Annotated in this window: 16 protein-coding genes; 5 read left to right on the top strand and 11 right to left on the bottom strand. The window is 68.4% G+C overall.

The features are described 5' to 3' along the window. Positions 1-15 precede the first annotated feature (15 nt). The 7 genes from D514_RS36955 to D514_RS36925 all read right to left on the bottom strand — a co-directional run bounded on the left by D514_RS36955 (position 16) and on the right by D514_RS36925 (position 10,549). A complete protein-coding gene (locus D514_RS36955) occupies positions 16-1,368 on the bottom strand; it encodes a polysaccharide biosynthesis tyrosine autokinase (protein WP_017831458.1) in 1,353 nt (450 codons plus the stop codon). A gap of 56 nt (positions 1,369-1,424) precedes the next feature. Next, entirely contained in the window at positions 1,425-2,735 is a 1,311-nt protein-coding gene (locus tag D514_RS36950) for a hypothetical protein (protein ID WP_051056637.1), read from the bottom strand. An 11-nt stretch (positions 2,736-2,746) separates the two neighbouring features. Then, positions 2,747-7,447, bottom strand: a complete 4,701-nt coding sequence (locus D514_RS36945) for a PKD domain-containing protein (RefSeq protein ID WP_051056636.1) — start codon at positions 7,445-7,447, stop codon at positions 2,747-2,749. Positions 7,448-7,539: 92 nt separating this feature from the next. Further along, positions 7,540-8,073, bottom strand: coding sequence for a DUF4352 domain-containing protein (locus tag D514_RS36940; protein WP_017831456.1), 534 nt, complete (start codon positions 8,071-8,073; stop codon positions 7,540-7,542). Positions 8,074-8,271: 198 nt separating this feature from the next. Then, the gene (locus D514_RS38250) at positions 8,272-8,889 is read right to left on the bottom strand and encodes a hypothetical protein (protein WP_017831455.1); all 618 of its coding nucleotides are present in this window, start codon (positions 8,887-8,889) and stop codon (positions 8,272-8,274) included. Beyond that, on the bottom strand, positions 8,886-9,605 hold the full coding sequence (locus tag D514_RS36930; RefSeq protein ID WP_017831454.1) for a CDP-alcohol phosphatidyltransferase family protein: 720 nt from the start codon (positions 9,603-9,605) through the stop codon (positions 8,886-8,888). The genes D514_RS38250 and D514_RS36930 overlap by 4 nt, the downstream gene beginning before the upstream one ends. Beyond that, entirely contained in the window at positions 9,596-10,549 is a 954-nt protein-coding gene (locus tag D514_RS36925) for a glycosyltransferase family 2 protein (RefSeq protein ID WP_236611002.1), read from the bottom strand. The genes D514_RS36930 and D514_RS36925 overlap by 10 nt, the downstream gene beginning before the upstream one ends. A gap of 190 nt (positions 10,550-10,739) precedes the next feature. Between D514_RS36925 and D514_RS39325 the strand changes: the two genes are divergently transcribed. Further along, positions 10,740-12,737, top strand: a complete 1,998-nt coding sequence (locus D514_RS39325; RefSeq protein WP_017831452.1) for a glycosyltransferase — start codon at positions 10,740-10,742, stop codon at positions 12,735-12,737. 27 nt (positions 12,738-12,764) lie between these two features. Here the strand turns inward: D514_RS39325 and D514_RS36920 are convergent, their stop codons facing one another. Together D514_RS36920 and D514_RS36915 are read right to left on the bottom strand one after the other, a co-directional pair. Continuing rightward, positions 12,765-13,787, bottom strand: coding sequence for a glycosyltransferase family 4 protein (locus D514_RS36920; protein ID WP_017831451.1), 1,023 nt, complete (start codon positions 13,785-13,787; stop codon positions 12,765-12,767). Between the two features lie 79 nt (positions 13,788-13,866). Beyond that, positions 13,867-15,087, bottom strand: coding sequence for a glycosyltransferase family 2 protein (locus tag D514_RS36915; protein ID WP_017831450.1), 1,221 nt, complete (start codon positions 15,085-15,087; stop codon positions 13,867-13,869). A 120-nt stretch (positions 15,088-15,207) separates the two neighbouring features. Between D514_RS36915 and D514_RS36910 the strand changes: the two genes are divergently transcribed. Next, a complete protein-coding gene (locus D514_RS36910; protein WP_017831449.1) occupies positions 15,208-15,663 on the top strand; it encodes an adenylyltransferase/cytidyltransferase family protein in 456 nt (151 codons plus the stop codon). A 19-nt stretch (positions 15,664-15,682) separates the two neighbouring features. On the opposite strand, the gene D514_RS36905 is transcribed toward D514_RS36910, so the two are convergent. Then, positions 15,683-16,075 (bottom strand): SIP domain-containing protein, encoded by a 393-nt coding sequence (locus D514_RS36905; protein WP_017831448.1) that lies wholly within the window; start codon positions 16,073-16,075, stop codon positions 15,683-15,685. Positions 16,076-16,216: 141 nt separating this feature from the next. Between D514_RS36905 and D514_RS36900 the strand changes: the two genes are divergently transcribed. Genes D514_RS36900 through D514_RS36890 form a run of 3 tightly spaced genes read left to right on the top strand, consistent with a single transcriptional unit; the run spans position 16,217 to position 19,731 of the window. Next, positions 16,217-16,480, top strand: a complete 264-nt coding sequence (locus D514_RS36900; protein ID WP_017831447.1) for a glutaredoxin domain-containing protein — start codon at positions 16,217-16,219, stop codon at positions 16,478-16,480. Positions 16,481-16,511: 31 nt separating this feature from the next. Next, positions 16,512-17,906, top strand: coding sequence for an MFS transporter (locus D514_RS36895; protein WP_036323865.1), 1,395 nt, complete (start codon positions 16,512-16,514; stop codon positions 17,904-17,906). Between the two features lie 28 nt (positions 17,907-17,934). Then, entirely contained in the window at positions 17,935-19,731 is a 1,797-nt protein-coding gene (locus D514_RS36890) for an aldehyde dehydrogenase family protein (RefSeq protein WP_017831445.1), read from the top strand. Positions 19,732-19,734: 3 nt separating this feature from the next. Here D514_RS36890 and pip read toward each other — a convergent pair whose 3' ends face one another. Continuing rightward, positions 19,735-20,712, bottom strand: coding sequence for a prolyl aminopeptidase (gene pip, locus D514_RS36885; RefSeq protein WP_017831444.1), 978 nt, complete (start codon positions 20,710-20,712; stop codon positions 19,735-19,737). Positions 20,713-20,777 lie beyond the last annotated feature (65 nt).

The raw sequence follows: 20,777 nt of genomic DNA, 5'->3' as shown, positions 1-20,777 counted from the left end.
TGGCCCGACGATGGCTCAGTCGCTGTAGTACTCGCTGCGATGCCGATCCGGGCGGGCACGGTTGAGCACCGTGCCGAGGATGCGCGCGCCACCCGACTCGAGCGACTTGATGCTCTTCGCGAGCGCGGCACGACGAGTCTTCGTCGCGTCAACGACGAGGATCACGCCGTCTGTCTGGGTTGCGAAGAGGTTCGCATCGGCCACGCTGAGGATCGGAGGAGAGTCGATCACCACATAGTCGTACTCCGCCGCGGCGAAGTCGAGCAGCTGCGCCATGCGCGCCGAAGTGAGCAGCTCTGCGGGGTTCGGAGGGACGGTGCCCGCGGGCAGGATGTCGAGCGTGCTGTCGGCCACGCTGTGCTTGGCGACCTCGAACTCGACCTCGTCGAGCAGTACACTCGTCAGCCCGATCGAGCCGTCGATGCCGGCGTGCTCGTGAGCCCGCGGCCGCCGCATGTCGGCGTCGATCAGCAGCACGGAGTTGCGCAGCCCGGCGAGGGTCATGGCCAGATTCACCGACACCGTCGACTTGCCCTCGGAGGGCATTCCCGACGTCACCAGCAGCACCTTCACCCGCGAGGAGACGTTCGCGTAGGCGAGCGCCGAGCGGATGCGACGGAACTCCTCCGAGGTGTGGCCCAGCGGCTCCTGGGCCACGGCGATGCCTCGCATGGCCAGCAGCGGAGACTTCGAGACGACGCCCAGCACAGGATCGCCGCCCGCCTCGGTCAGCGTCTCCTCGGTGCGCATGCGGGTGTCGAGCACACCGATCAACGCTGCGATGGCGAGTCCGAGGACGGCACCGAGGAACCCTCCGAGTAGGGCATCCCGAGGCTTGCTCGGCGTGAACTGGAACTCGGGCACGACGGCGTCATCGATCACCTGGGCGGTGATCGTGGACTCGCCCTGCGGGTCTTTGGGCGCCACATCCTTGACCACGATGATGAGCTGTTCAGCCACGGCGTCGGCCAGCTCGGCGGCCGCCTTCGCGTCATCGGTGATCCCTGTGATGCGCAGCGTCACGGTGCTCTGCGGGATCGTGACTTCGATGTCACGTGCGAGGGCACGCGGCGTCGTGTCGAGGCCGAGCTCCTCGATCACAGGATCGAGCACCCGCGAACTCGTCGCGAGCTGCGCGAAGGAGAGCATCTGGCTCTGCGTGTACACCGAGCCCTGGTTGAGGTCGGATGCGCTGGTGCCCTGGTTGAGAGCGAAGTACAGCGAGGTCGTCGCCTGGAAGAGCGGAGTCTGCAGAGAGGCGTAACCGTAGGAACCTGCGGCCCCGACGACCCCGAAGAGCACGACCATCCACCAGAACTTGCGCAACGAGCTGGCGATGACGCGCAGACTCACCCGGCTCTCGCCCATGACTCCCCATTCCCCCCTGAGACTTCGATTCTAGAGGAGTGTTCTCTTCGACGACTTCAAGATTGTCCAGACGCTGCTCTGCGCCCTGCTGCGGGTGCGAACGGATCGGGCGATCCCTGCCGCAACTCCGAAGGCACCTCCCGTGCTCCGCGCAGCATGTCGGCGTCACGGGCCCACGTGATGGCGAGCCCCACGCAGAACCAGAGGAACATGCTGTACTGCGTGATGAGCGCGACGACCACCAGGCTCGGCAGCTGGCCGACGACGGCGATCGACGCCGGGCTCCGGGTGGAGCGCCGCACGGTCATGATCGCCGCGCAGACGAGGGCCGCCATGATCAGAAGGGTCGGCACATAGCCGTACCGGAGCAGGGTGAGGACGAGCGCGTTGTCGACGGAACGTGCGAAGTAGCCCAGGTAGTAGTCGCCCGAGACGAGCGAGTGCCAATCGCCCGGGTTGCCGAAGAGCTGCACCTGCTGGAGGAGGACGAGCAGATCGGTGCGATAGTCCGCGCTGCCACCGGCTTCCTCCCCCGCCGCCCCGAAGACCGAGTCGATGATCGGGATCGCGATGGCGGTGCCGATGACACCGGCGACGACGACGGAGATCCGGAACTTCCTGGACACCCCGACGATCAGGAAGGTGGAGAGCACGAGCGTCAGCACGAGGGTGAGCTGACCGGCACGACTGAAGGTCAGAACGGTCGCCACCGCGAGGATCACCACTCCACCGATCTTCGGGATCAGCCGCCACTTGGTCGCCACGACGAACGCCGACGACATCGCCAGTGCGGCGCCGAGGGCGATCGAGTGCCCGAAGGCTCCCTCGACCCTCAGCACACCGCCCCGCTCTTGGAGAGGGCTCCACGTGTCGTAGACGACGCCAGATCCGGGGATCAGGACGAACGGGTTGAACGAGGTGAAGAACTCGACGATGCCGAGGACCGCCGCCACGATCGCGACCACGGCGATCGTCGACGTCACCCACTCCGCGCCGATCCGCGCGAGCACGACGCGACCCCAGAGGTACGGGATCACCCACTCGAGCAGTGCGGCGACGAGCGATGCGAGGTCGACCGTGCCGAAGCCGTACAGCCCCACGATCACGATGACGAACGCCACGACCCACGCATCCGCAGCACGCAGCGGCACCACCGACCAGTTGACGATGATCATCAGGGCCGTGAGCAGAGTGATCGCCGCCCAGTAGAAGCCCACGTTCACGCCGACCCAGAGCGGCACGAAGAAGAGCACGCAGGCCCACACCACGAAAGCAGTGCGCGGCAGCAGCCGGAGCACGAACACGACGATGGCCACTGCTGCGATTCCTCCGACGGCGAGGAGCGCGATCGGAACAGCAGTGGCCATGCGTCAGGATCTTACTGGGGCGCGGTGACGCGGAACGAATCGAACGAGACGTTCAGCGGCGCCGTCGAGCTGCCCGACCGGTTGCCGCTGAGACCGACGGAACCTGCCGCCAGCCCCGTCGCGTCCGTGGCGTTGAGCTGCCAGTTCGCCGGCTCCGTGGTGCCGGTCGCCCAGATCTTCGCCGAGATGGCGGTCGATGCGGATCCGGTCACGGACACCTTCAGGCTGTACGACGTGTTCGCCGCCCAGACGAGTCCGGGTACGGCCTGCGTCAGCAGCACCGTCCCTTCACGGTGGACCACGAGCCACACGGTTCCGTCAGGACGCAGCCACGCACGGGCGAAGTACTTCCCGGCAGCGGTCTGTCGCGCGATGACACCGATGTAGGCGCCACCAGCGGCAGGAGCCTGGTCGACGCGGAACTGCGTCTCGAGGATCGCATCGCCGATCGAGGTCGTGTTGAGCGTCGCGTGACGGGTGTCTCCGGCGACCAGGCTCAGCTTGCCCTGACCGTCGGCGACGGTCGCCGCCGCCTGCGAGCCCCCGGCGATGCTCCAGGCGCCGCCCGTGACCGCCGAGCCCCATCCGGGACCAGCCGTACGGTCGAACTCATCGCTCACCAACGCGGCCGGGTTGGGTTCAGGCTGCGGGTCGACCGGCGGTGCCGTGACCGTGACCTGCTGGGTGGCGGTGTTGGTCGCACCCTTGTCGTCCGTCACCGTGAGGGTCACCGTGTAGGTGCCCGCCGCAGCGTAAGCACGGGAACTCGTCGCTCCGGTGCCCGTGGATCCATCGCCGAAGTTCCAGGCGTAGGAAGCGATGGTGCCGTCGGAATCCGTCGATGCTCCACCGTTGACGTTGACCGTCAGGCCCGAGGCCGTCGCCGTGAACGCGGCCGTCGGGGCGACGTTCGTGGGCTGGGGTTCGGGCTCCGGCTCCGGTGCCACCACGCCGAGGTTCTTCAGCGTGTAGTCGTCGAAGCTCGCGAGGTTGGTACCGGTCGCACTGCCCGCACGGTAGGAGAAGACGGTCGGCGCTCCGGCGGTCTGCAGTGCCGGCGTCGCGTCTGTCATGGAGAGCTGCCAGTTGGCAGGCTCCGCGGCTCCGGCAGCCCACACCTTCGCGCGGATCGTCGTGGTTCCGGAACCGGTCGTCTCCATGGCGAGGTTGAACGTGCTTCCTGCGGTCCAGGTGAGACCGGCGACAGCGGTGCTGGCGATGGCCGTGCCGTTGCGGTGGATCACGAGCCACGTGGTCCCGTCCGCTCGGTGCCACGCGAGCGCCCGGTAGCCGTTCGAACCCGAGCGACGTGCGCCGAGACCTTCGTAGGCGACACCCGTCGACGGACCGGAGGCCAGCGTGTAGCTGATCCGTGCCGAGGTGTCGAGGAGGGACGTGCCCTGCAGCAGCATCTCGCGGGTCTCACCCGGCGAGAGGTTCACCTTGCCGACTCCGTCTGCAACGGAGGTGACGGCGGCCGAACCGCTCATGGGCGCCCAGGTGCCGCCGACATCAGCCGCACCCCAACCGCTCGAGACCACGCGACCGAACGAGTCGGAGGCGGCGAACACCTGCGCCTGGACCGTCACGGACTTCGTGACGCTCGCCGATCCTCCGAGGCTGTCGGTCACCGTCAGGGTGATGTCATGCGCGCCCGGCTGGGTGTAGGTGTGACCGGCGGTCGCACCGGTGCCCGCTGCGCTGCCATCGCCCCAGTTCCAGGAGTAGGAGAGCGTCGCGCCGTCGGAGGCACTCGATCCTGCGGCCGAGACGTCGACGTTCATCCCCGACGCGGTCGAGGTGAAGGTCGCGACCGGGTTCGCGTGGGTCGTGACGGCCTCTCGCGTGGTCGTGGCCGTGCCACCGCGGTTGTCGGTGACCGTCAGAGTGACCGTGCGCGTTCCCGCCGAGGCGTACACGTGGCTGGCGACCTGGCCGGTCGAGGTCGAACCGTCTCCCCAGTTCCAGTCGTACGACGCGATCGTGCCGTCGGAATCGACCGAGGCGGAGGCGTCCGCCGAGACCGAGAGCCCGGCGCCTGTCACCTCGAAGGAGGCGGTGGGCAGCACGTTCGCCGCTTCGACCACGACGGGATTCTCGGTCGTGGTGGTCAGCCCGTTGCTGTCGGTGACCGTGAGCTTGACCGTGTAGGTGCCGGCAGCCGCGTAGGTGTGCGAGGCCGTCGCACCCGAGGCCGTCGCCGAGTCGTCGCCGAAGTTCCAGCTGTAGCCGGTGATCGTGGCCGAGCCGGTCGGCGCGGACGCGCTGGCGTCGAACGCCACAGCGAGATCGGTCGGTGTCGCCGTGAAGGCGGCCGTCGGCGGCTGGAAGCCCTTGCCGATGCCGTAGTGCGTCTGCACCTGTGCTGCGGTCAGCGCGTAAGGGTATACGGCCACCTCGTCGAGGGCTCCCTTGAAGTACTTGGAACTCGGCGCGGAGGGCCAGCTGGTGATGTTGTCCCCACCGATGCGCCAGTACCCGAGGGTGTTCTCTGCGCTGGTCGCACCGGGCGCAGACGCCACGAGCGCACCGTCGACATACAGCTTCATGCCGTCCGCGCTCTGCGTCGCCACCGCGTGGTGCCACGCGTTGTTGTTCAGCGCCGTGGAGTTCTGGATCGTCTGCGTGCTGCCCTGGTAGGTGCCGAAGATCAGGCGACCGTTGTTGGTCATGTAGAGATGACGGTCGTAGCTGGTGGAGTCACCAGAGGCCGCGTTCCCGTAGCCGATCAGCTTCCCACCGGTCGTGGTGTTGGTCTTGAACCACAGCTCCGTCGAGAACTCCGCGGGTGGGGCGACCTTGTTGGTCGATGCGACGCGGCCTGTGGAGGTGCCGGTGAAGGTCGATGCTCCTGTTGCCGTGTTCTCCACACCGGACGACGAGGAGGTCACACCCGAGCCGAACACCGGGGTGTTCGATCCCGCCCAGTCCTGCGGCGCGGTGCCCAGCGGGTAGTACAGCTGAGGGTTGTCATCGATCACCGTGTTGGTGTAGCTCGAGACAGCTCCCGATGCGACGGTCACCGACATGGCCTGGCTGCTCACCGTGTTGCCACTGGCATCCTTCGCGACGACGGTGTACTCCTGCTGCGAGCCCGGCGTAGCGGTCTTGTCTTCGAGAGTGACGGCCGGTCGCTTCCACCAGGTTCCATCGGCCGTGGTCGTGGCGACGGGCGTGGCCGTGCCGGTGCGCCGAAGCTCGTAGGTGAGCGTCAGGTCATCGCGGTCCCAGTTGGCCGGAATCGAGACCCGGACTCGTCCAGGGATGAAGGACTGTGCCGTGCCGGTCCAGTTGGCCGCCGAGAGACGAGGGCCGTCCTTGGCTCCGCCAGGAGGGTTCGTCGAGAAGCGCACGAGCCCCTCGAAGCGACCGTTGTTCACGGAACGGAACTCTCCGCCGATCGAGATCATGTTGCCGGTACCGGTGATGGAGAGTCCGGCCTGTCCCATGCCCGTCGTCACACCGACAGCCCAGTCGGGCGTCCAGGCGTACGGCGACGGACCGGGGGTTCCCGCCCAGTTCTTGTAGGTGCCACCGGCTGCCGGCTGGTTGCCGAGCGTTCCGCGAGCATCGGCCGTGTACGCCTCCGAGTAGCGGTGCGTGCGCGGGCTCTGCTCGGGGTGCAGGCTCATCGTGCCGCAGGCGTGGGTGTGGCTCGTCGTGTAGACGACCTTGCCCGTCGAGTAGACGCCGTAGTGGTCGCCGAGGCAGTCGGCGATCCAGCGGACCTGTCCGGTGCCGGCTTCCGCCGCGAAAGTTCCCTCGAGGTTTCCGGTGGCGGCGTCGGCGTAGACCCAGCCGGTGCCGTAGACGGCCGTCGAGTCGGCGGCGAGGCCGAAGATGCCGGCCTTGCCGGAGTTGCTGCCCGTGTTCGAACCGTTCTTCACGGTCTGCGGCAGCGCCCAGGACGAGTCCACGGCACCGGTCGTCTTGTCCAGCGCGACCGTGCCGCGCATGGTCAGGTCGCCGTTCACCTGCGAGAAGCGACCGGCGGCGATGACGTTCTGACCCGCGGGGTCCATGACCATCGCATCGACTTGGAGGTCGGTCTGCGGAGCCCAGTTCAGCAGGGCGCCGTTGGTGGCGCTGAAGGCGGCGAGGTTCTTGCGGGCGGTGCCGTTGCCCTGGGTGAACAGACCGCCCACGTAGACACTCGATCCGGAGGCTGCGAGGGCGTAGACCCCACTGCCGCCGATCGACGGCGAGAAGCCGGGGACGAGCTGGCCGGTCGTGGCGTCGAGGGCCGCGAAGTTCCAGCGTGCCTGGCCGTTGACCGAGTTGAACGAGCCGCCGATGTAGATGCGGGTGCCGTCGGGCGACGCGGCGACGGCCTTGATCACGCCGTTCACCTGCGGGGCGAACGAGAGCAGCTGACCCGTGTTGATGTCATAGGCGAGCACGTTGGAACGCGCCGTCAGGCTGGTGCCGGGTGCGGCCAGGGGTGCACGGGCGTTGTCGAACTTGCCCACCGCGTACACGGTCGATCCGATCATCGTCTGAGCCCAGACATAGCCGTTGTCGATCTGCACCGTCGGGATCGGATCCGACGTGACGACGTTGTCGTCGCGCTGCAGCAGAGGCGGTGGCGTCGACGGAACGTCTGCCGACGCCGCCTGCGCACCCAATGTCGTCATGCCTGCGACGAGCAACGCCGCCGTCACGACAGACGCAAGCGCGCTCAGCGCCCGCCTCGTGGTCGATGTGTTCCCCATAGTGACTCCCCAGCCGCCAGTTTTCTTCTTTGAAAGTGAGTTAGTGCAAGAACGAAATACCGAAATGTTGCGATGGTGCGCGTGTACGAGCGTCAGGAAAGCTGGCCGGCGAACGTCGCCACCGGCTCCCCCGCCGCGTAGTTGACGCTGATCTTCACCGAGCGCCCCTGCGTCGGATCGAGCATGAACACGTAGGTGCCGGTGGTCTTCGCACCGGCGGCGAGCTCGCCCTGCAAGGGCTTGTTCGGGCCTGCCGTGGTGGCGACCCCGATGTCACCGTCGTCTGTGACGAGGCTGACCACCGCGGAGTCGACGCTCTGTGCGCGCTTCGAGTCGTTGGCGACCGACAGCGTGACGACGACAGCGGACCCGGCGTACTCTCCGGGCGTCTTGGGCTCGATCGTGGTGGTCGAGATCTTGTCGATCGTGACGACCACGTCGGTGGAGAGGGTGATCGGGGCGTCGAGCGCCCCGTTCTCCTCGGTGAGAGCCGGGCCCTCGGTGGGGCCCTCGGCCTCCGTGTCGGCGGGCGGCGTCCAGTCGGTGGTGCTGGTGCCCTCAGGTGCCGGCGTCTCCGACGCGTCTGGCGCTGCCGTGCAGCCGGCCGTCACGAGTGCGAGCGCCACCAACGGCGCGACGAGTATCGCGCGTAGCGATCGCGAAGTGCCGTCCCCAGAACGGCATGATGAAACATTGAACACTGCAGCTCCCCAGAACCCAGATTCCCCATCCCAAAGCCCCCTCGGCTTCGGGTCCCCTTCAACCGCGCAGAACGCGGCGTCGGCTAATGGTAGTGCGAGGAGCGGAATATCGCAAGTGTTCGCTCAGGACGAATGGCGCCGATGCCCTCCGAGTTGAGCGAGGATGGTCGCGACGGAGGCCTCGACCTCCGCGATCGTCTCCAGGTGTCCGCGGCTTCCGTGGCGATCGGCGATGCTCGTCGGGTCGACGGTCGTGCGGCCTCCGAAGCGCTGTCGCAGGCGGGCGCCGACTCCTCCGGACGGAGTCAACGGAACCGCTCGCGAGCGGGCCCGGTCGAGATGGGCGACATACTCCGCCACCCGATCGGGCGCGGACGACGCGAAGCCCTCGCCGAGGTGGGCGGCTTCCTTGATCGTGAACATCCAGTCACGGGACCGCGGCGCGAGTCGCACCAGCTCGCCGCGGATGTCGCGCGATGCCGTGAGCACGATGCTCGCCTGTTCGATCTGCTCGATCGTGACCGGCGTCGCCCGGTGCGCCTGGGCCTGGGCCTGCCACTGCGCGTCATCATGCAGCGACGCCACGGCGGAGCAGATCGGATCGCCGTCGTTGACCCGGACACCGGCGCTGCTCACGGAGAGGGAGGAATCCGCCCGGAGTCCGCGCCGCAGTGCGAGTTCGGCCAACGGCGATCGACAGACATTGGCGGCGCAGACGACCAGGATCTTCTCGTCGGTCATGCGGACGCACCGAGCCTTTCGATCTCGCGGAACCACTTCACCGCGGCGAGCGCGAGGAACAGCACGGCGGCGAGGCAGAGCGCGCCGTAGCCGATCAGGAACGCCGGGGTCCACCCCCACAGGACGAACACGAGGCACACGAGGCCGAAGTCGGTCGGCAGCAGGATGAGGGAGCGCATCAGGGTTCCCCCGCCGCGCTCATGAGTCGATGCCACCGAATGCTTGCCCTTGAGCAGGTCGTTGAGGAGCATGCCGGAGAAGGTGGTCGTCGCGACGATGCTGAACACGATGGGGATCAGCAGAAGCAGAGGCGTCTCCGGAACGACACGGTAGAGCCCGATCAGCACGCCCAGATGCAGCGAGGCGATCTTGAGGGTGTCGATGAAGTGGTCGAGCCACTCCCCCTGGGGACTCCCACCCCCACGCAGACGTGCGACCTGGCCGTCCGCGGAATCCCAGGCATACCCGAGCACCAGAAGGAGGGCGATCAGGAGGCCCATCGGCACGTTCACCGGCCCGAAGGCGATGAGACCGATCGCGACGAACGAGTGCACCGCGCTGATGATCGACACCTGATTGGGGGTGAGCCCGATCCGATAGGCGACGGCGGCGAGCACCCTCCCGATGCGGCGGTTGACGTACACCGAATACGCGGGCGCCCCGCGGGCATGCCCCTTCTGCGCACGCGCGAGACGATGGTAGGCGTCTACGACCATTTCCTGCCCTTCTGGACCGTTGTGTGCGTCCGTGCGATCCGGCGAGCCTCGCGCACACCGCGGAGGTAGGCCCGGATCGGCGCGGCCGACTGGATCAGCTGTCGACGTCCGCCGCGGAGGATGACCTCCCTGGCCGTTCGGGGAATCGAGCGGCGCCAGCGCTGCACGGCCGCGTCATCGAGATGGCGCACGGCGTACAGCATCCGGTTGCGGATGTTGTAGTAGTAATAGCCCTCGGATTTCGCCCGTGAGGTCTCGGGCTCCGCGCGCTGCGTCCCTCCCTCGTCGTGCACCGCCCTGGCGTCTTCGACGAGCATGAGGGAACCGCCGGCTGAGACCACCCGACGCGAGAAGTCGACGTCTTCCCAATACAGGAAGTAATCGTCATCGAAGCCGCCGGAGAGCTCCCACACCTCGCGCGTGATCCACAGGCAGGCCCCGCTCAGCCAGGGCTCGAATGGCTGGGTGTCGCCCTCGACACGCTTGCGGCGAGCGCGCATGGTGCCGTCGTGGAGCAGAAGGTCGATTCCGGCGAACCACGTTCTTCCCTCCGAGTCCGTGATCATCGGCGACGCGAGAGTCGTGCGCGAGGCTGCAGTGGCGGAGGCGAGTCGATGCAGCGAGTCGCGGTCGATGTGCGCATCCGGGTTGATCACGAGCACATCGGTCGCCCCTTCGGCGAGCGCACGCGTCACTCCGAGGTTGACGCCGCCACCGAAGCCCGAGTTCGCCTCCGGCTCCATCAGCACCCAGTCGTGCTCGCGCGCGATGTCCTTCGCGGCGCGACGCTCGTCCGCGTTCGACCAGTTGTCGACGACGATGACGAGAGCGTCCTGCGCGATCGCTCGCGCTTCCTGTTCGACGGCCACCAGGTTGCGCTGCAGAAGCCCGGCCGAGGCGTAGTTGACCACGACCACGGCAAGCCGTCCGTGCACGATTGACACGCGATCCTCCCCCCGGATCCGGCTCGCGGATCGCCTCGGGCGCCGGTCGAATTCCCCAGAGTCGCGACCGACGTCGACTCCCAGGACAAAGACTATACGCGAGCCCGCTCCGCAGACCGGTCTCAGGGGTTCACGATACGATGAGCCGGCGTCGGAGTCGAGGCGCGCTACTGCCATGGGGATGGGGCGGATGACCAGGGGACCGGAATCGAACGACATGATCGCGGTGACGATCGGCGTACCCACGTATCGGAGGCCAGAGCTTCTGGCGGCACTGCTGCGCACGCTGCCATCGCGCATCGCGGAGTGCGACGCCCTCGGCATCGCGGTGGACGTGCTGGTCGTCGACAACGACCCCGCAGGCTCTGCCCGCGACGTGGCCGCGGGCGCGGACCTTCCGGTGCGCTACGTCGTCGAGCCCGCGCCGGGCATCGCCGCAGCCCGCAACCGGATCCTGGATGAGTGCGTGGATCGCGATCTGGTCGCCTTCATCGACGACGACGAGATCCCCCGGGAGGGATGGCTCTCCTCACTGATCGAGGTCTGGCGCGAGCACGGGGCCGACGCGGTGATGGGCCGCGTGATCTCGGTCTTCGATGAGGACGTCGATCCCTGGCTGCTCGCCTCCGGAACTTTCCGGCGACCGCCCAGGCAGACGGGCACCGTGCTGCAGGTGGCCGCCGCCGGCAACCTGCTCCTCGATCTACGCTCCATCCGCCGGCTCGGGCTGCGCTTCGACACGTCGCTCGGCCTGGGCGGTGGCGAGGACACCCTCTTCTCCCGCCAGCTCGCCCATCGCGGTGGACTGATCGTGTGGTGCAACGAGTCCGAGACCGAAGACCTCGTCGTCGCCTCGCGGCTGAGCCGCTCCTGGGCGGCGCAGCGCGCGTTCAGCTCGGCGAACGCCGGCACTCGCATCCAGCTGCAGTTGACCGAGGGGAAGGCCCGGCGCGGCGTCCTGCGACTGCGGGCTCTGATCGGCGGTGTCGCGCGGATCGTCGTCGGCGGTCTGCGGAGGACCTTCGGAGCACTCACCTCGAACATCACCCACCACGCCAGGGGGACACGCCTGGTGCACCGCGGCCGCGGCACGATCGCCGCCGCCCTCGGCCGCCGCTACGACGAGTACCGTCGCCCATCGGAGGATGACACGACCATGACCGATACCGGATCGACCATCCGCGTGATGCAGTCGCTGGGCGCTCCGCGTCCGACGACGAACCCGTACAACAAGATGCTCGATGAGGCACTCGGCTCCACGGAGGGCCTCACCCGTCTGCGCTTCTCCTGGGGCACGGCCCTCTTCGGGCGCTACGACGCCTTCCACTGGCATTGGCCGGAGGCGAAGCTGCACGGGTCCACCTGGTGGAAGTCCACGGGCAAGTTCCTGCTCACCGCAGCACTCGTGTTCCGCCACCGCCTCTCGCGCCACATCGCTGTGGTGCGCACGGTTCACAACATCGAGCTTCCCGACGACAATGCGCCGCGGCTGTGGCTGCTGCGCTTCATCGATCGCCACACCGACTACCGGATCGTCATCAACGAGACGACTCCGCTCGCGCCCGGCACCCCCCACAGCCTGATCCTGCACGGCGACTACCGCGGCTGGTACGCGAAGTTCCCCGCGGCAGAGCGGGTGCCGGGGCAGCTCGGGTCGTTCGGTGGAATCCGCCGCTACAAGGGGCTGGAGGGCTTCATCGACGCGTACGGCGAGGCGGTCGCCGTCGAACCGGCGCTGAGCCTGCGCATCGGCGGGCGCCCGTCCACCCCTGAGCTCGGAGACGACCTCCGCGCACGCACCGCAGACCTGCCCGGAGTGTCGCTGCACCTCGACTTCCTCAGCGACGCCGAACTCGTCCAGCTCGCCACATCATCCGACCTCATCGTGCTGGCCTACCGCTTCATGCACAATTCCGGCAGCGTCCTCGCCGCCCTGTCGATGGATCGCCCGGTGCTCGTCCCCCGCAACGAGGCGAACGAGGCTCTCGGACGCGAGGTCGGCCAGGAGTGGGTTCTGATGTACGACGGCGACCTCGACGCTCCCACGGTCGTCGAGGCGTGGCGTGCCGCGACGACGCTCACGGGCTCACCCGATCTCTCCCGGCGCGACTGGGCCGACGCCGGTCGCGCGCACGCCGATGCGTTCCGCGCGGCCGTGCGGGTGAAGCGACGCGGCGCGAAGGACTAGAGCGCCCCGACCGTCCTCGGTTCGAGGTCAGATCGCGGGCAGCAGCCCTCGCGCCAGGGATGCGACCATGATCTGCGTCGTGAAGTGCCGTTCCACCTCGATGCGGCCGTTCTTCCCGAGCTCTGCGGCGCGCGCCGGGTCATCGAGCAGGCGGAGCACGGCGAGGGCGAGCTCCGCCGGATCCTCCGGGGGGACAAGGTGTCCGGTGCGGCCCTCGCTCACGTACTGGTGCATCCCCGGTGTGTCGGTGACGACGACAGGACGGGCCGTCGCGAGTGCTTCGAGCGCCACGGTCATCCCGGAGGCGTGCAGGTTCGGCCTGGTCGGTATGACGACGACGCTCGCGGTCGCGTAGAGGTCGCGGAGTTCCGCGTGCGGCAGGTGCCGGACGACCTGCACCCCCTCAGGCGGGGCGAGGTCCGACCGCGTCTGCACCACCGCTTCGGTCTCGGGACGGATCGCGAGGATGCGAGTGAGCGCCGCGAAGAGGGTGGCGGGATCGCGATCCCTGTCGTTGCCGACGCTCACGATGCGCGGACGGGCCGGATACGGCCTCGGAACGAAGAACGCGCTGTCGATCCCGAAGGGCACGGCGAACACCCGAGTCGCGCCAGGGCCCAGCATCTTTCGCAGGGGCTCGACCTGTGCTTCGCTGAGCACCCACGCAGCCTCGGCCCTCCCGAGCATCGCGACCATCCGCGTCGGCGCGTCGCCGGTCTCGGCCATGTCCGTCAGCCAGATCACACCGGTGGCGAATCGGGTGCGCGGATGGGTCGTCTGCATCCGATAGGCCGTGTTCTCATCCCAGGTGAGCGCGAGCCCGTCGACGGGCCGCGGCCCGACCGCGAATCGCGCACGGGCTCGAGCGATCCGGCCCGGTGGGGCGAGATCGATCAGCTCGACGTCGGCATAATCGCGCAGCGCGTCGAGGCCGTACGGCCAGATGCTGGGCACCTCCCCCCTGGCGTGACTCTGCTCCCAGATGCGCACCGACTGTTCGGCACGATGCACCCAGGTGAGAGACGACGAGGGACCGCCCTCGGATTCCACGAGCCAACTATGGACCTCCCCAGGCGTCCTGGCAAGAGGCGTCACGGCCGACCGCCCGAAGCGGATGCCAGAGGAGTCTCTAGAGCTCGCCCGGCTTCATGACCTCGACGTCGATGGCGCGGATCACGCGCTGAGCCGCAGTATCCGTCGGCGGCTCGGCACCGATGGCCTCTCCCTTGCGCCGCCGTCGAGGCGCGTACACGACGAGGGAGTGGAACAGGAACCGGGCGAAGAAGGCCACGATGAGCGAGAGACCCGTCGCGACGACGCTCGAGATGTGCCACGACTCGACCATCAGCGCCATCACCGGGATCCGCAGCGCGGCCTCGACGTTGTTGAACGCGAAGGAACTGGCGAAGCGGATGCCGAGGGCGCGCGCATCGGTGCGCATGTCGGCGAACACGAAACGCTCCTGCAGCACGAAGTTGCCGATGATCGTGACCTCGGCGCCGATGATCGCCGCCCAGATGTACGGCACCCCCGCAGCGGTGAGCGCCCACATGATCCCGAGGTTCGCGGCGGCGCCGATCACGCCGATCAGCGCGAACAGCGACATCTTGCCGAAGCGCAGTCGCGCGAGGTGCTCGAGGAACATCGCCCCCTGGCGAAAGCTCGCCTTCGACGTGCCGTGTCGTCGCTCGGCGAACTCCATCGGCACCTCGGCGATGCGCAGGTCGTTGCGCGCGAGGATCTCGAGGAGGATCTTGAAGCCCCGAGGCTGGAGCGTCGACACGTCGAGGCGATCGCGGTCGACCAGGAAGAACCCCGTCATCGGGTCGGTGCTGCGAGCGAGGCGAATCGGGAACATCGCCCTGGTCAGCCAGGTCGCGACGCGGGAGACGCCGAAGCGCACCGCTGTGCCGAGCCCGCTCGTGTCTCCTCCGCCGACGTAGCGGGAGGCGGCGACGACGTCGGCGTCCCCCTGCGCGAATCGAGCGAGCAGGACGGGAAGGAGCTCGGGCGGATGCTGCAGGTCACCGTCCATCACGATGCAGACATCGGAGACCGCCGCCTCGAGGCCGATGACGACGGCGCCGCCCAGCCCTCCGGTGTTCTCGGAGCGATGGATGACGCGCACCGGGATCGGAGAATCGGCCGCGACGCGCTCGACCTCAGCGGCCGTGTCATCGGTGCTGTCGTCGACGAACAGGATCTCGGCGTCCCACCCCTCGAGCGCCACGGCGGTACGAGCGACGAGCTCGGCGACGTTGTCGCGCTCGTTGAACGTCGGCACGATGATCGTGACCGGTGTCCCCACGTCCGCCCCCTGTCCCCCACGCGCATCGCGTGCGGCCTCCATCGTTCCACGGGATCCTGTGCAGAGAGAAACCCGAACCTGCTAGACTCTCGAACCGCGGCTGTGGGAGTCGCGAAGCGGATGGGGATCCGCTTACTGGGGAATTACTGATCTGGGGAGATCATGGGGACGCGTATCGGCTATGCCGTTGGTGCTTTCGACCTGTTTCACGTCGGGCATCTGAATCTACTTCGTCACGCCAAGCAGCACTGCGACATTCTGATCGCAGGCGTCGTCAGCGACGAGATGCTGCGTCAGGTGAAGGGCATCGAGCCCGTCATCCCGACCGCGGAGCGTGCGGAGATCGTGAAACACATCTCGTTCGTCGACGACGTCTACGTCGAGACGACGCCGTCGAAGATGGACTCGTGGCGCGACGTGCAGTTCACGCACTTCTTCAAGGGCGACGACTGGCGCGGCACCGACAAGGGCCTGCGCCTGGAGCGCGAGTTCGCCGAGGTCGGGGTCGAGGTCGTGTACTTCCCGTACACGGCGCACACGTCGAGTTCGTCGCTGCGGCGTGCGCTCGATGCGATCACCGCGGGTGCCAACGCTCCCGCGGTCGCCGCCTCACGCTGAGCAGCACGCCGCCAGGCAGTCAGTTCGCGACGCCGAGCAGGCTCCGCGCCATGCGCGCCACGTGCGGAGGCGTGTGCGGTCCGAGCCACACCGTCCATTGCGACGGCGGCTCGCTGCACGCCCACTCGACGCACCAGGCGTGCACGGCGTTCGCGAGCCGTTCGCCGCGCGTATGCGCCCTGGTGCCGTCTCCCCGCACCAGCCAGCGCACCGACACCCCATCCGGAACGTCGATGTGTCGGAACTGGATGCGAGCCGCAGCCTCGAGGATGACGACGCCCTGGGCGTCCCACGGCAGCCGCGCGGCGATGCTCGCGATGAAGCCGGCGTCAGCCGCATCGCCGGCGATGAGCACGGCACCTTCTATGTCGTCCCAGTCGGGATCCTCCAGGTGCTCGCATGCGCCGCTCATGCCCCCAGTGTAGGTAAGGGCACCCTTACTTACAAGAGATGTGCCCGGATCCGCGCCGACGGGGCCCCTCTTCGCACGAGTCCGACCATGGGCCGCTCGACACTCAGCGCCACCTCACCCGAGCGGTCGTAGGCTGGATGCATGACTTCTCCTGCCTCCGACACCATCACGATGTTCGGCGCCGACTGGTGCCGCGACTGCATCCGCACCAAGAAGCAGCTCGATGCACTCGGCGTCGAGTACACGTACGTCGACCTGGTCGCCGAGCCCGCCGCCGCAGACGTGGCGAAGGAGATCTCGGGTCGCACCAACATCCCCGTCGTCGTGTACCCCGATGCCTCGCATCATGTCGAGCCGTCGAACGCCGATGTCGAGTCGAAGCTGCGCGAGCTCTCGCTGATCTGATCCCGCGGCATCGCGCCACTACACTGGCGCGATGAGCACCGAGGCTCGGTCCGAACGAGCGCCCGTCCGTCTTTCTCCGCGAACGATCGCGTTGTACGCGATCGGCTCGCTCGGGACCGGCGGCTACGCCACGCTGCCCGGGCTGGTGCTGACGTACTTCCTCACCGACAATCTCGGCGTCGCCGCACTCGCGGCAGGGCTGATCGTCACGGCGGCGAAGATCTGGGACGTGCTGATCGACCCGTTGATCGGGGCCGCGTCCGACCGCCAGCTCGCGCGCACCGGCTCTCGCCGCGGGTTCATGGTGACCGGCGCGCTCGCACTCCCCCTCTTCTTCGCCCTCACCTTCGCCGTACCGCCCACCTGGGGTCCCGTCGCCGGAGCGATCAGCGTGCTGCTGGCTTTCCTGGCGACCGCGACGGCTTTCAGCCTGTTCCAGGTGCCGTACGTCGCCCTTCCCGCGGAACTGACCGGCAGCTACGACGAGCGCACGCGTCTGCTCGGATGGCGCGTCGTCGTGCTCACCGCAGCGATCCTGCTGTTCGGCGCCGGCGGCCCCGCACTGCGCAATGCGGGCGATGACCCGGTCAGGGGATACCTCTTGATGGGCATCGCCTCGGGCGTCGTGATCGGCGTCGGGATGCTCGTCGCCGCTCGAACCGCGGATGACGCCGCCCAGCGGAGCGCTGTCTCTCCCGCGACGACCGCGACCGTCTCGACCTGGCGCGACCAGTACATGTCGGGCTTCCGCGCCCTCGGCCGCAGTCAGCCCTTCCGCGCGCTGCTCGGCACATTCGTGCTGCAGGCGCTCGCGACGGGCACCATGCTCGCCGGCGCACAGTACGTCGCGACCTGGGTGCTGCGGTCGGAGGATGCGGTGACCTTCGTCTTCGTCGCGTTGGTGGGACCAGCGCTGCTGGCCACCCCGGGGTGGACGGTCATCGCGCGACGAGTCGGCAAGGAGCGGGCCTTCGCGATGGCCAGCCTCCTGTTCACGGCGGCAGCGGCATCACTCGTCTTCGCGGTGTGGTCACCAGGTGCGTGGATCTACGCATCCGTCGCCGTGGCCGGCATCGCGTATGCGGGCCTCCAGTCGTTGCCGATGGCGATGCTCCCCGACGTGATCTCCCACGACGAGCGCACGAGCGTGCCCGGCCAGGCCGGCACCTTCACCGGCATCTGGACGGCGGGCGAGACGGTCGGCTTCGCACTCGGAGCGACAGCGGTGTCGCTGACGCTCGCGGCGACCGGGTACATCTCGACCGTCGCCGGCACCACCGTCGAGCAACCGGAGGCGGCTATCACGGGTATCGTCCTCAGCTTCAGCATCCTGCCCGCCGTGCTGATGGGCGCCAGCCTGCTGACGCTGCGCCGGTACCGCCTGCGTCGCGCGGACATCGATGCCGTCGCCGATTCCGACGCCTAAGCTGGGATCCCGTCCGAAGGAGACGTCGATGACTTCTGCGAGCACCACCGCCACCTCCGCCACGCCATCGAAGCGTGCGCCGAAGAGCGGGACCCCGACGCTGGGCGAAGCCGAACGAGAGCGCCTCGACTCCGCTGTCGACGCCCTCCGGACCGGAGCCCGCACCTGGTCGGCCCTCACGGTCGCCCAGCGGGTCACGCTGCTGCGCGCGGTGCGCACGAGTGTCGCCGCGACCGCGGAAGACTGGGCGACCACGGCCGCGGCCTCGAAGGGCCTCGATGCCCGCCATCCGCTGCGCGGCGAGGAGTGGCTCAGCGGGCCGTACAGCGTGCTGGGCGCGCTCGACGCCTACATCGAGACCCTGTCTCGTCTGGCGAAGGGCGCGAACCCCCTCGACGGGATCACGCTCGATCGCGCCCCGGGAGGGCGCACTCGCGTGCATGCCTTCCCGCTGACCGGAATCGATTCCTTCCTCCTTTCGGGCTTCACGGGCGAGGTCTGGCTGGAACCGGGCGTCACACCGGGCGCCGCTCGCGCGTCGGCGGGTCTCGCGCAGCGCACGCCCACCGAATCGGGCGGCGTCGGTCTGGTGCTCGGCGCGGGCAACGTGACCTCGATCCCGGTGCTGGACGTGCTCTACGAGCTGCTGGCCCACAACCGCACCGCGCTGCTCAAGGTGAATCCCACGCAGGATGCCCTGGTGCCGGTCTACAAGCGCGCGCTCGCACCACTCATCGAGCCCGGCTTCCTGCGCATCGTCCGCGGCGGCCCCGAAGTCGGCGCCCATCTCACCGCGCACCCCGGTCTCGTGCACGTGCACATCACCGGCTCCGCGGCGACGTTCGACACGATCGTCTGGGGCCCGTCGAAGGGCACGGGCGCGGCGGCGACCACGCGCCGTCGGCGCGAGAACCGCCCGCAGCTGAAGAAGCCGATCACCGCAGAGCTCGGCGGCGTCTCACCGATCATCGTCGTCCCCGGCGCCTGGACCGACGCCGACCTCACCTACCAGGCCGAGCACATCGCCACCATGCGTCTGCAGAACTGCGGCCACAACTGCATCGCCGGTCAGGTCGTGATCATGTCGTCCGACTGGGACCAGGCCGACGCCTTCCGCGCTGCCCTCCGACGGGCCTACGCCAACGCACCGGAGCGTCCGATCTGGTACCCGGGGTCCTCGTCGCGGATGGAGCTCGCGACCGACGCCTACCCCGACGCACTCGTGCTGGGTGACCGGCTGCTCGTCGAGATCGACGCTGATGACGACCCGAAGGCTCTGGAGACCACCGAGTACTTCGCGCCGGTGCTGGGTGTCGTGACGCTGCCCGGCACGGGCCAGCAGTTCCTGGACGCCGCCGTGACGCACGCCAACGACAAGCTCCAGGGCACCCTCGGCGCGAACCTGCTGATCGACCCCGCGACCGAGAAGTCGCTCGGGGCCGGCTTCGAGAGGGCGATCGCGGCACTCCGCTACGGCTCCATCGCGATCAACAGCTGGACGGCATTCGCATTCATCACCCCCACTCTCACGTGGGGCGCGTTCCCGGGCGGGACGATCGGCGACGTGGGCAGCGGCATCGGCATCGTGCACAACGCGCTGCTGCTCGACCGGGTCGAGCGCTCCGTGCTCCGCGGCCCGTTCCGCCCGTTCCCTCGATCTCTGCCGATCGCGAACGGCGGCGGACGATTCACGATCCTGCCGAAGCCGCCATGGTTCGTCTCCTCCCGCACCGGCGCGACCGTGAGCGAGGGTCTGACCCGCTATCGGGTGGATGGGCGCATCGCGGGTCTCGTCAAGACGCTGACGAAGGCGCTGCGGGCCTGAGGGTCAGCGCGCCGCGCGGGCGAATCTGTCGGTCGCCGCGCGGAGCGCCTTCTTCGTGCCGGGCTCGGTGGCGGCGTGGCCGGCATCGTCGACCACCACGAGCTCCGCCTCCGGCCACGCCCGGTGCAGATCCCAGGCCGTCATCATCGGCGTCACGACATCATGCCGCCCCTGCACGATGACGGTCGGGATATGACGGATGAGGTCGACGCCGGCGATCAGCTGTCCCTCTTCCCACCAGCCTCGATGGACGAAGAAGTGGTTCTCCATGCGAGCGAAAGCGGTGGCCTTCACCGGGTCGGACATCGCCTCGATCTGCGCAGCGTTCGGCGTCAGCGTGACGGTCGACGCCTCCCAGGTCGCCCAGGCGACCGCCGCCGGCACGTGCACGGCGGGGTCGGGATCGAACAGTCGACGGTGATACGCCTCGATCATGTGCGACCGCTCCAGCACCGGGATCGGCGCGATGAAGCTCTCCCAGAGGTCAGGGAACAGGGCGGCGGCACCGCCCTCGTAGAACCACTCGAGTTCGACCCTGCGCAGCGTGAAGATCCCACGGAGCACCAGCTCCGTCACGGCATCCGGGTGCGCCTGCGCGTAGGCGAGTGCCAGGGCGCTGCCCCACGATCCGCCGAACACCTGCCATCTCGCGATGCCGAGGTTCTTGCGCAGCAGTTCGATGTCGGCGATCAGGTGAGCCGTCGTGATGTGACGGAAGTCGGCATCCGGAGCGCTCGCGTGCGGCGTGCTCTTGCCACAGCCGCGCTGATCGAGCAGCACGATGCGGTAGCGCTTCGGGTCGAAGAACTGCCGCTGCCACGGCGAGGTTCCGCTCCCCGGACCGCCGTGCAGGAACACCACGGGCTTGCCTTCGGGGTTGCCGCTGACCTCCCAATAGACGCGGTGGCCGTCGCCGACGAGCAGCTCCCCCGTCTCGTACGGTTCGATCGGTGGATACAGTGCATCCGTCTTCTTCATCATCGGCCCCCCAGCCGGTCGTGCTGACTGCTTCGTCAACGGTAGCGGACGTTCACTCGTGCGTCGGG

The sequence above is a fragment of the Microbacterium sp. UCD-TDU genome (genome assembly GCF_000340625.1).
In the GTDB taxonomy this organism is placed as follows: Bacteria; Actinomycetota; Actinomycetes; order Actinomycetales; family Microbacteriaceae; genus Microbacterium; species Microbacterium maritypicum.
Note: the sequence above shows the minus strand (reverse complement) of the source record. Positions and strands in the feature narration are given on the sequence as shown.

What these genes read in the sequence shown, in the direction of transcription:
- D514_RS36955 (WP_017831458.1), bottom strand. Translation starts at nt 1,368, where the DNA reads ATGGGCGAGAGCCGGGTGAGTCTGCGCGTCATCGCCAGCTCGTTGCGC.
- D514_RS36950 (WP_051056637.1), bottom strand. Translation starts at nt 2,735, where the DNA reads ATGGCCACTGCTGTTCCGATCGCGCTCCTCGCCGTCGGAGGAATCGCA.
- D514_RS36945 (WP_051056636.1), bottom strand. Translation starts at nt 7,447, where the DNA reads ATGGGGAACACATCGACCACGAGGCGGGCGCTGAGCGCGCTTGCGTCT.
- D514_RS38250 (WP_017831455.1), bottom strand. Translation starts at nt 8,889, where the DNA reads ATGACCGACGAGAAGATCCTGGTCGTCTGCGCCGCCAATGTCTGTCGA.
- D514_RS36930 (WP_017831454.1), bottom strand. Translation starts at nt 9,605, where the DNA reads ATGGTCGTAGACGCCTACCATCGTCTCGCGCGTGCGCAGAAGGGGCAT.
- D514_RS39325 (WP_017831452.1), top strand. Translation starts at nt 10,740, where the DNA reads ATGACCAGGGGACCGGAATCGAACGACATGATCGCGGTGACGATCGGC.
- D514_RS36915 (WP_017831450.1), bottom strand. Translation starts at nt 15,087, where the DNA reads ATGGAGGCCGCACGCGATGCGCGTGGGGGACAGGGGGCGGACGTGGGG.
- D514_RS36910 (WP_017831449.1), top strand. Translation starts at nt 15,208, where the DNA reads ATGGGGACGCGTATCGGCTATGCCGTTGGTGCTTTCGACCTGTTTCAC.
- D514_RS36905 (WP_017831448.1), bottom strand. Translation starts at nt 16,075, where the DNA reads ATGAGCGGCGCATGCGAGCACCTGGAGGATCCCGACTGGGACGACATA.
- D514_RS36900 (WP_017831447.1), top strand. Translation starts at nt 16,217, where the DNA reads ATGACTTCTCCTGCCTCCGACACCATCACGATGTTCGGCGCCGACTGG.
- D514_RS36895 (WP_036323865.1), top strand. Translation starts at nt 16,512, where the DNA reads ATGAGCACCGAGGCTCGGTCCGAACGAGCGCCCGTCCGTCTTTCTCCG.
- D514_RS36890 (WP_017831445.1), top strand. Translation starts at nt 17,935, where the DNA reads ATGACTTCTGCGAGCACCACCGCCACCTCCGCCACGCCATCGAAGCGT.
- pip (WP_017831444.1), bottom strand. Translation starts at nt 20,712, where the DNA reads ATGATGAAGAAGACGGATGCACTGTATCCACCGATCGAACCGTACGAG.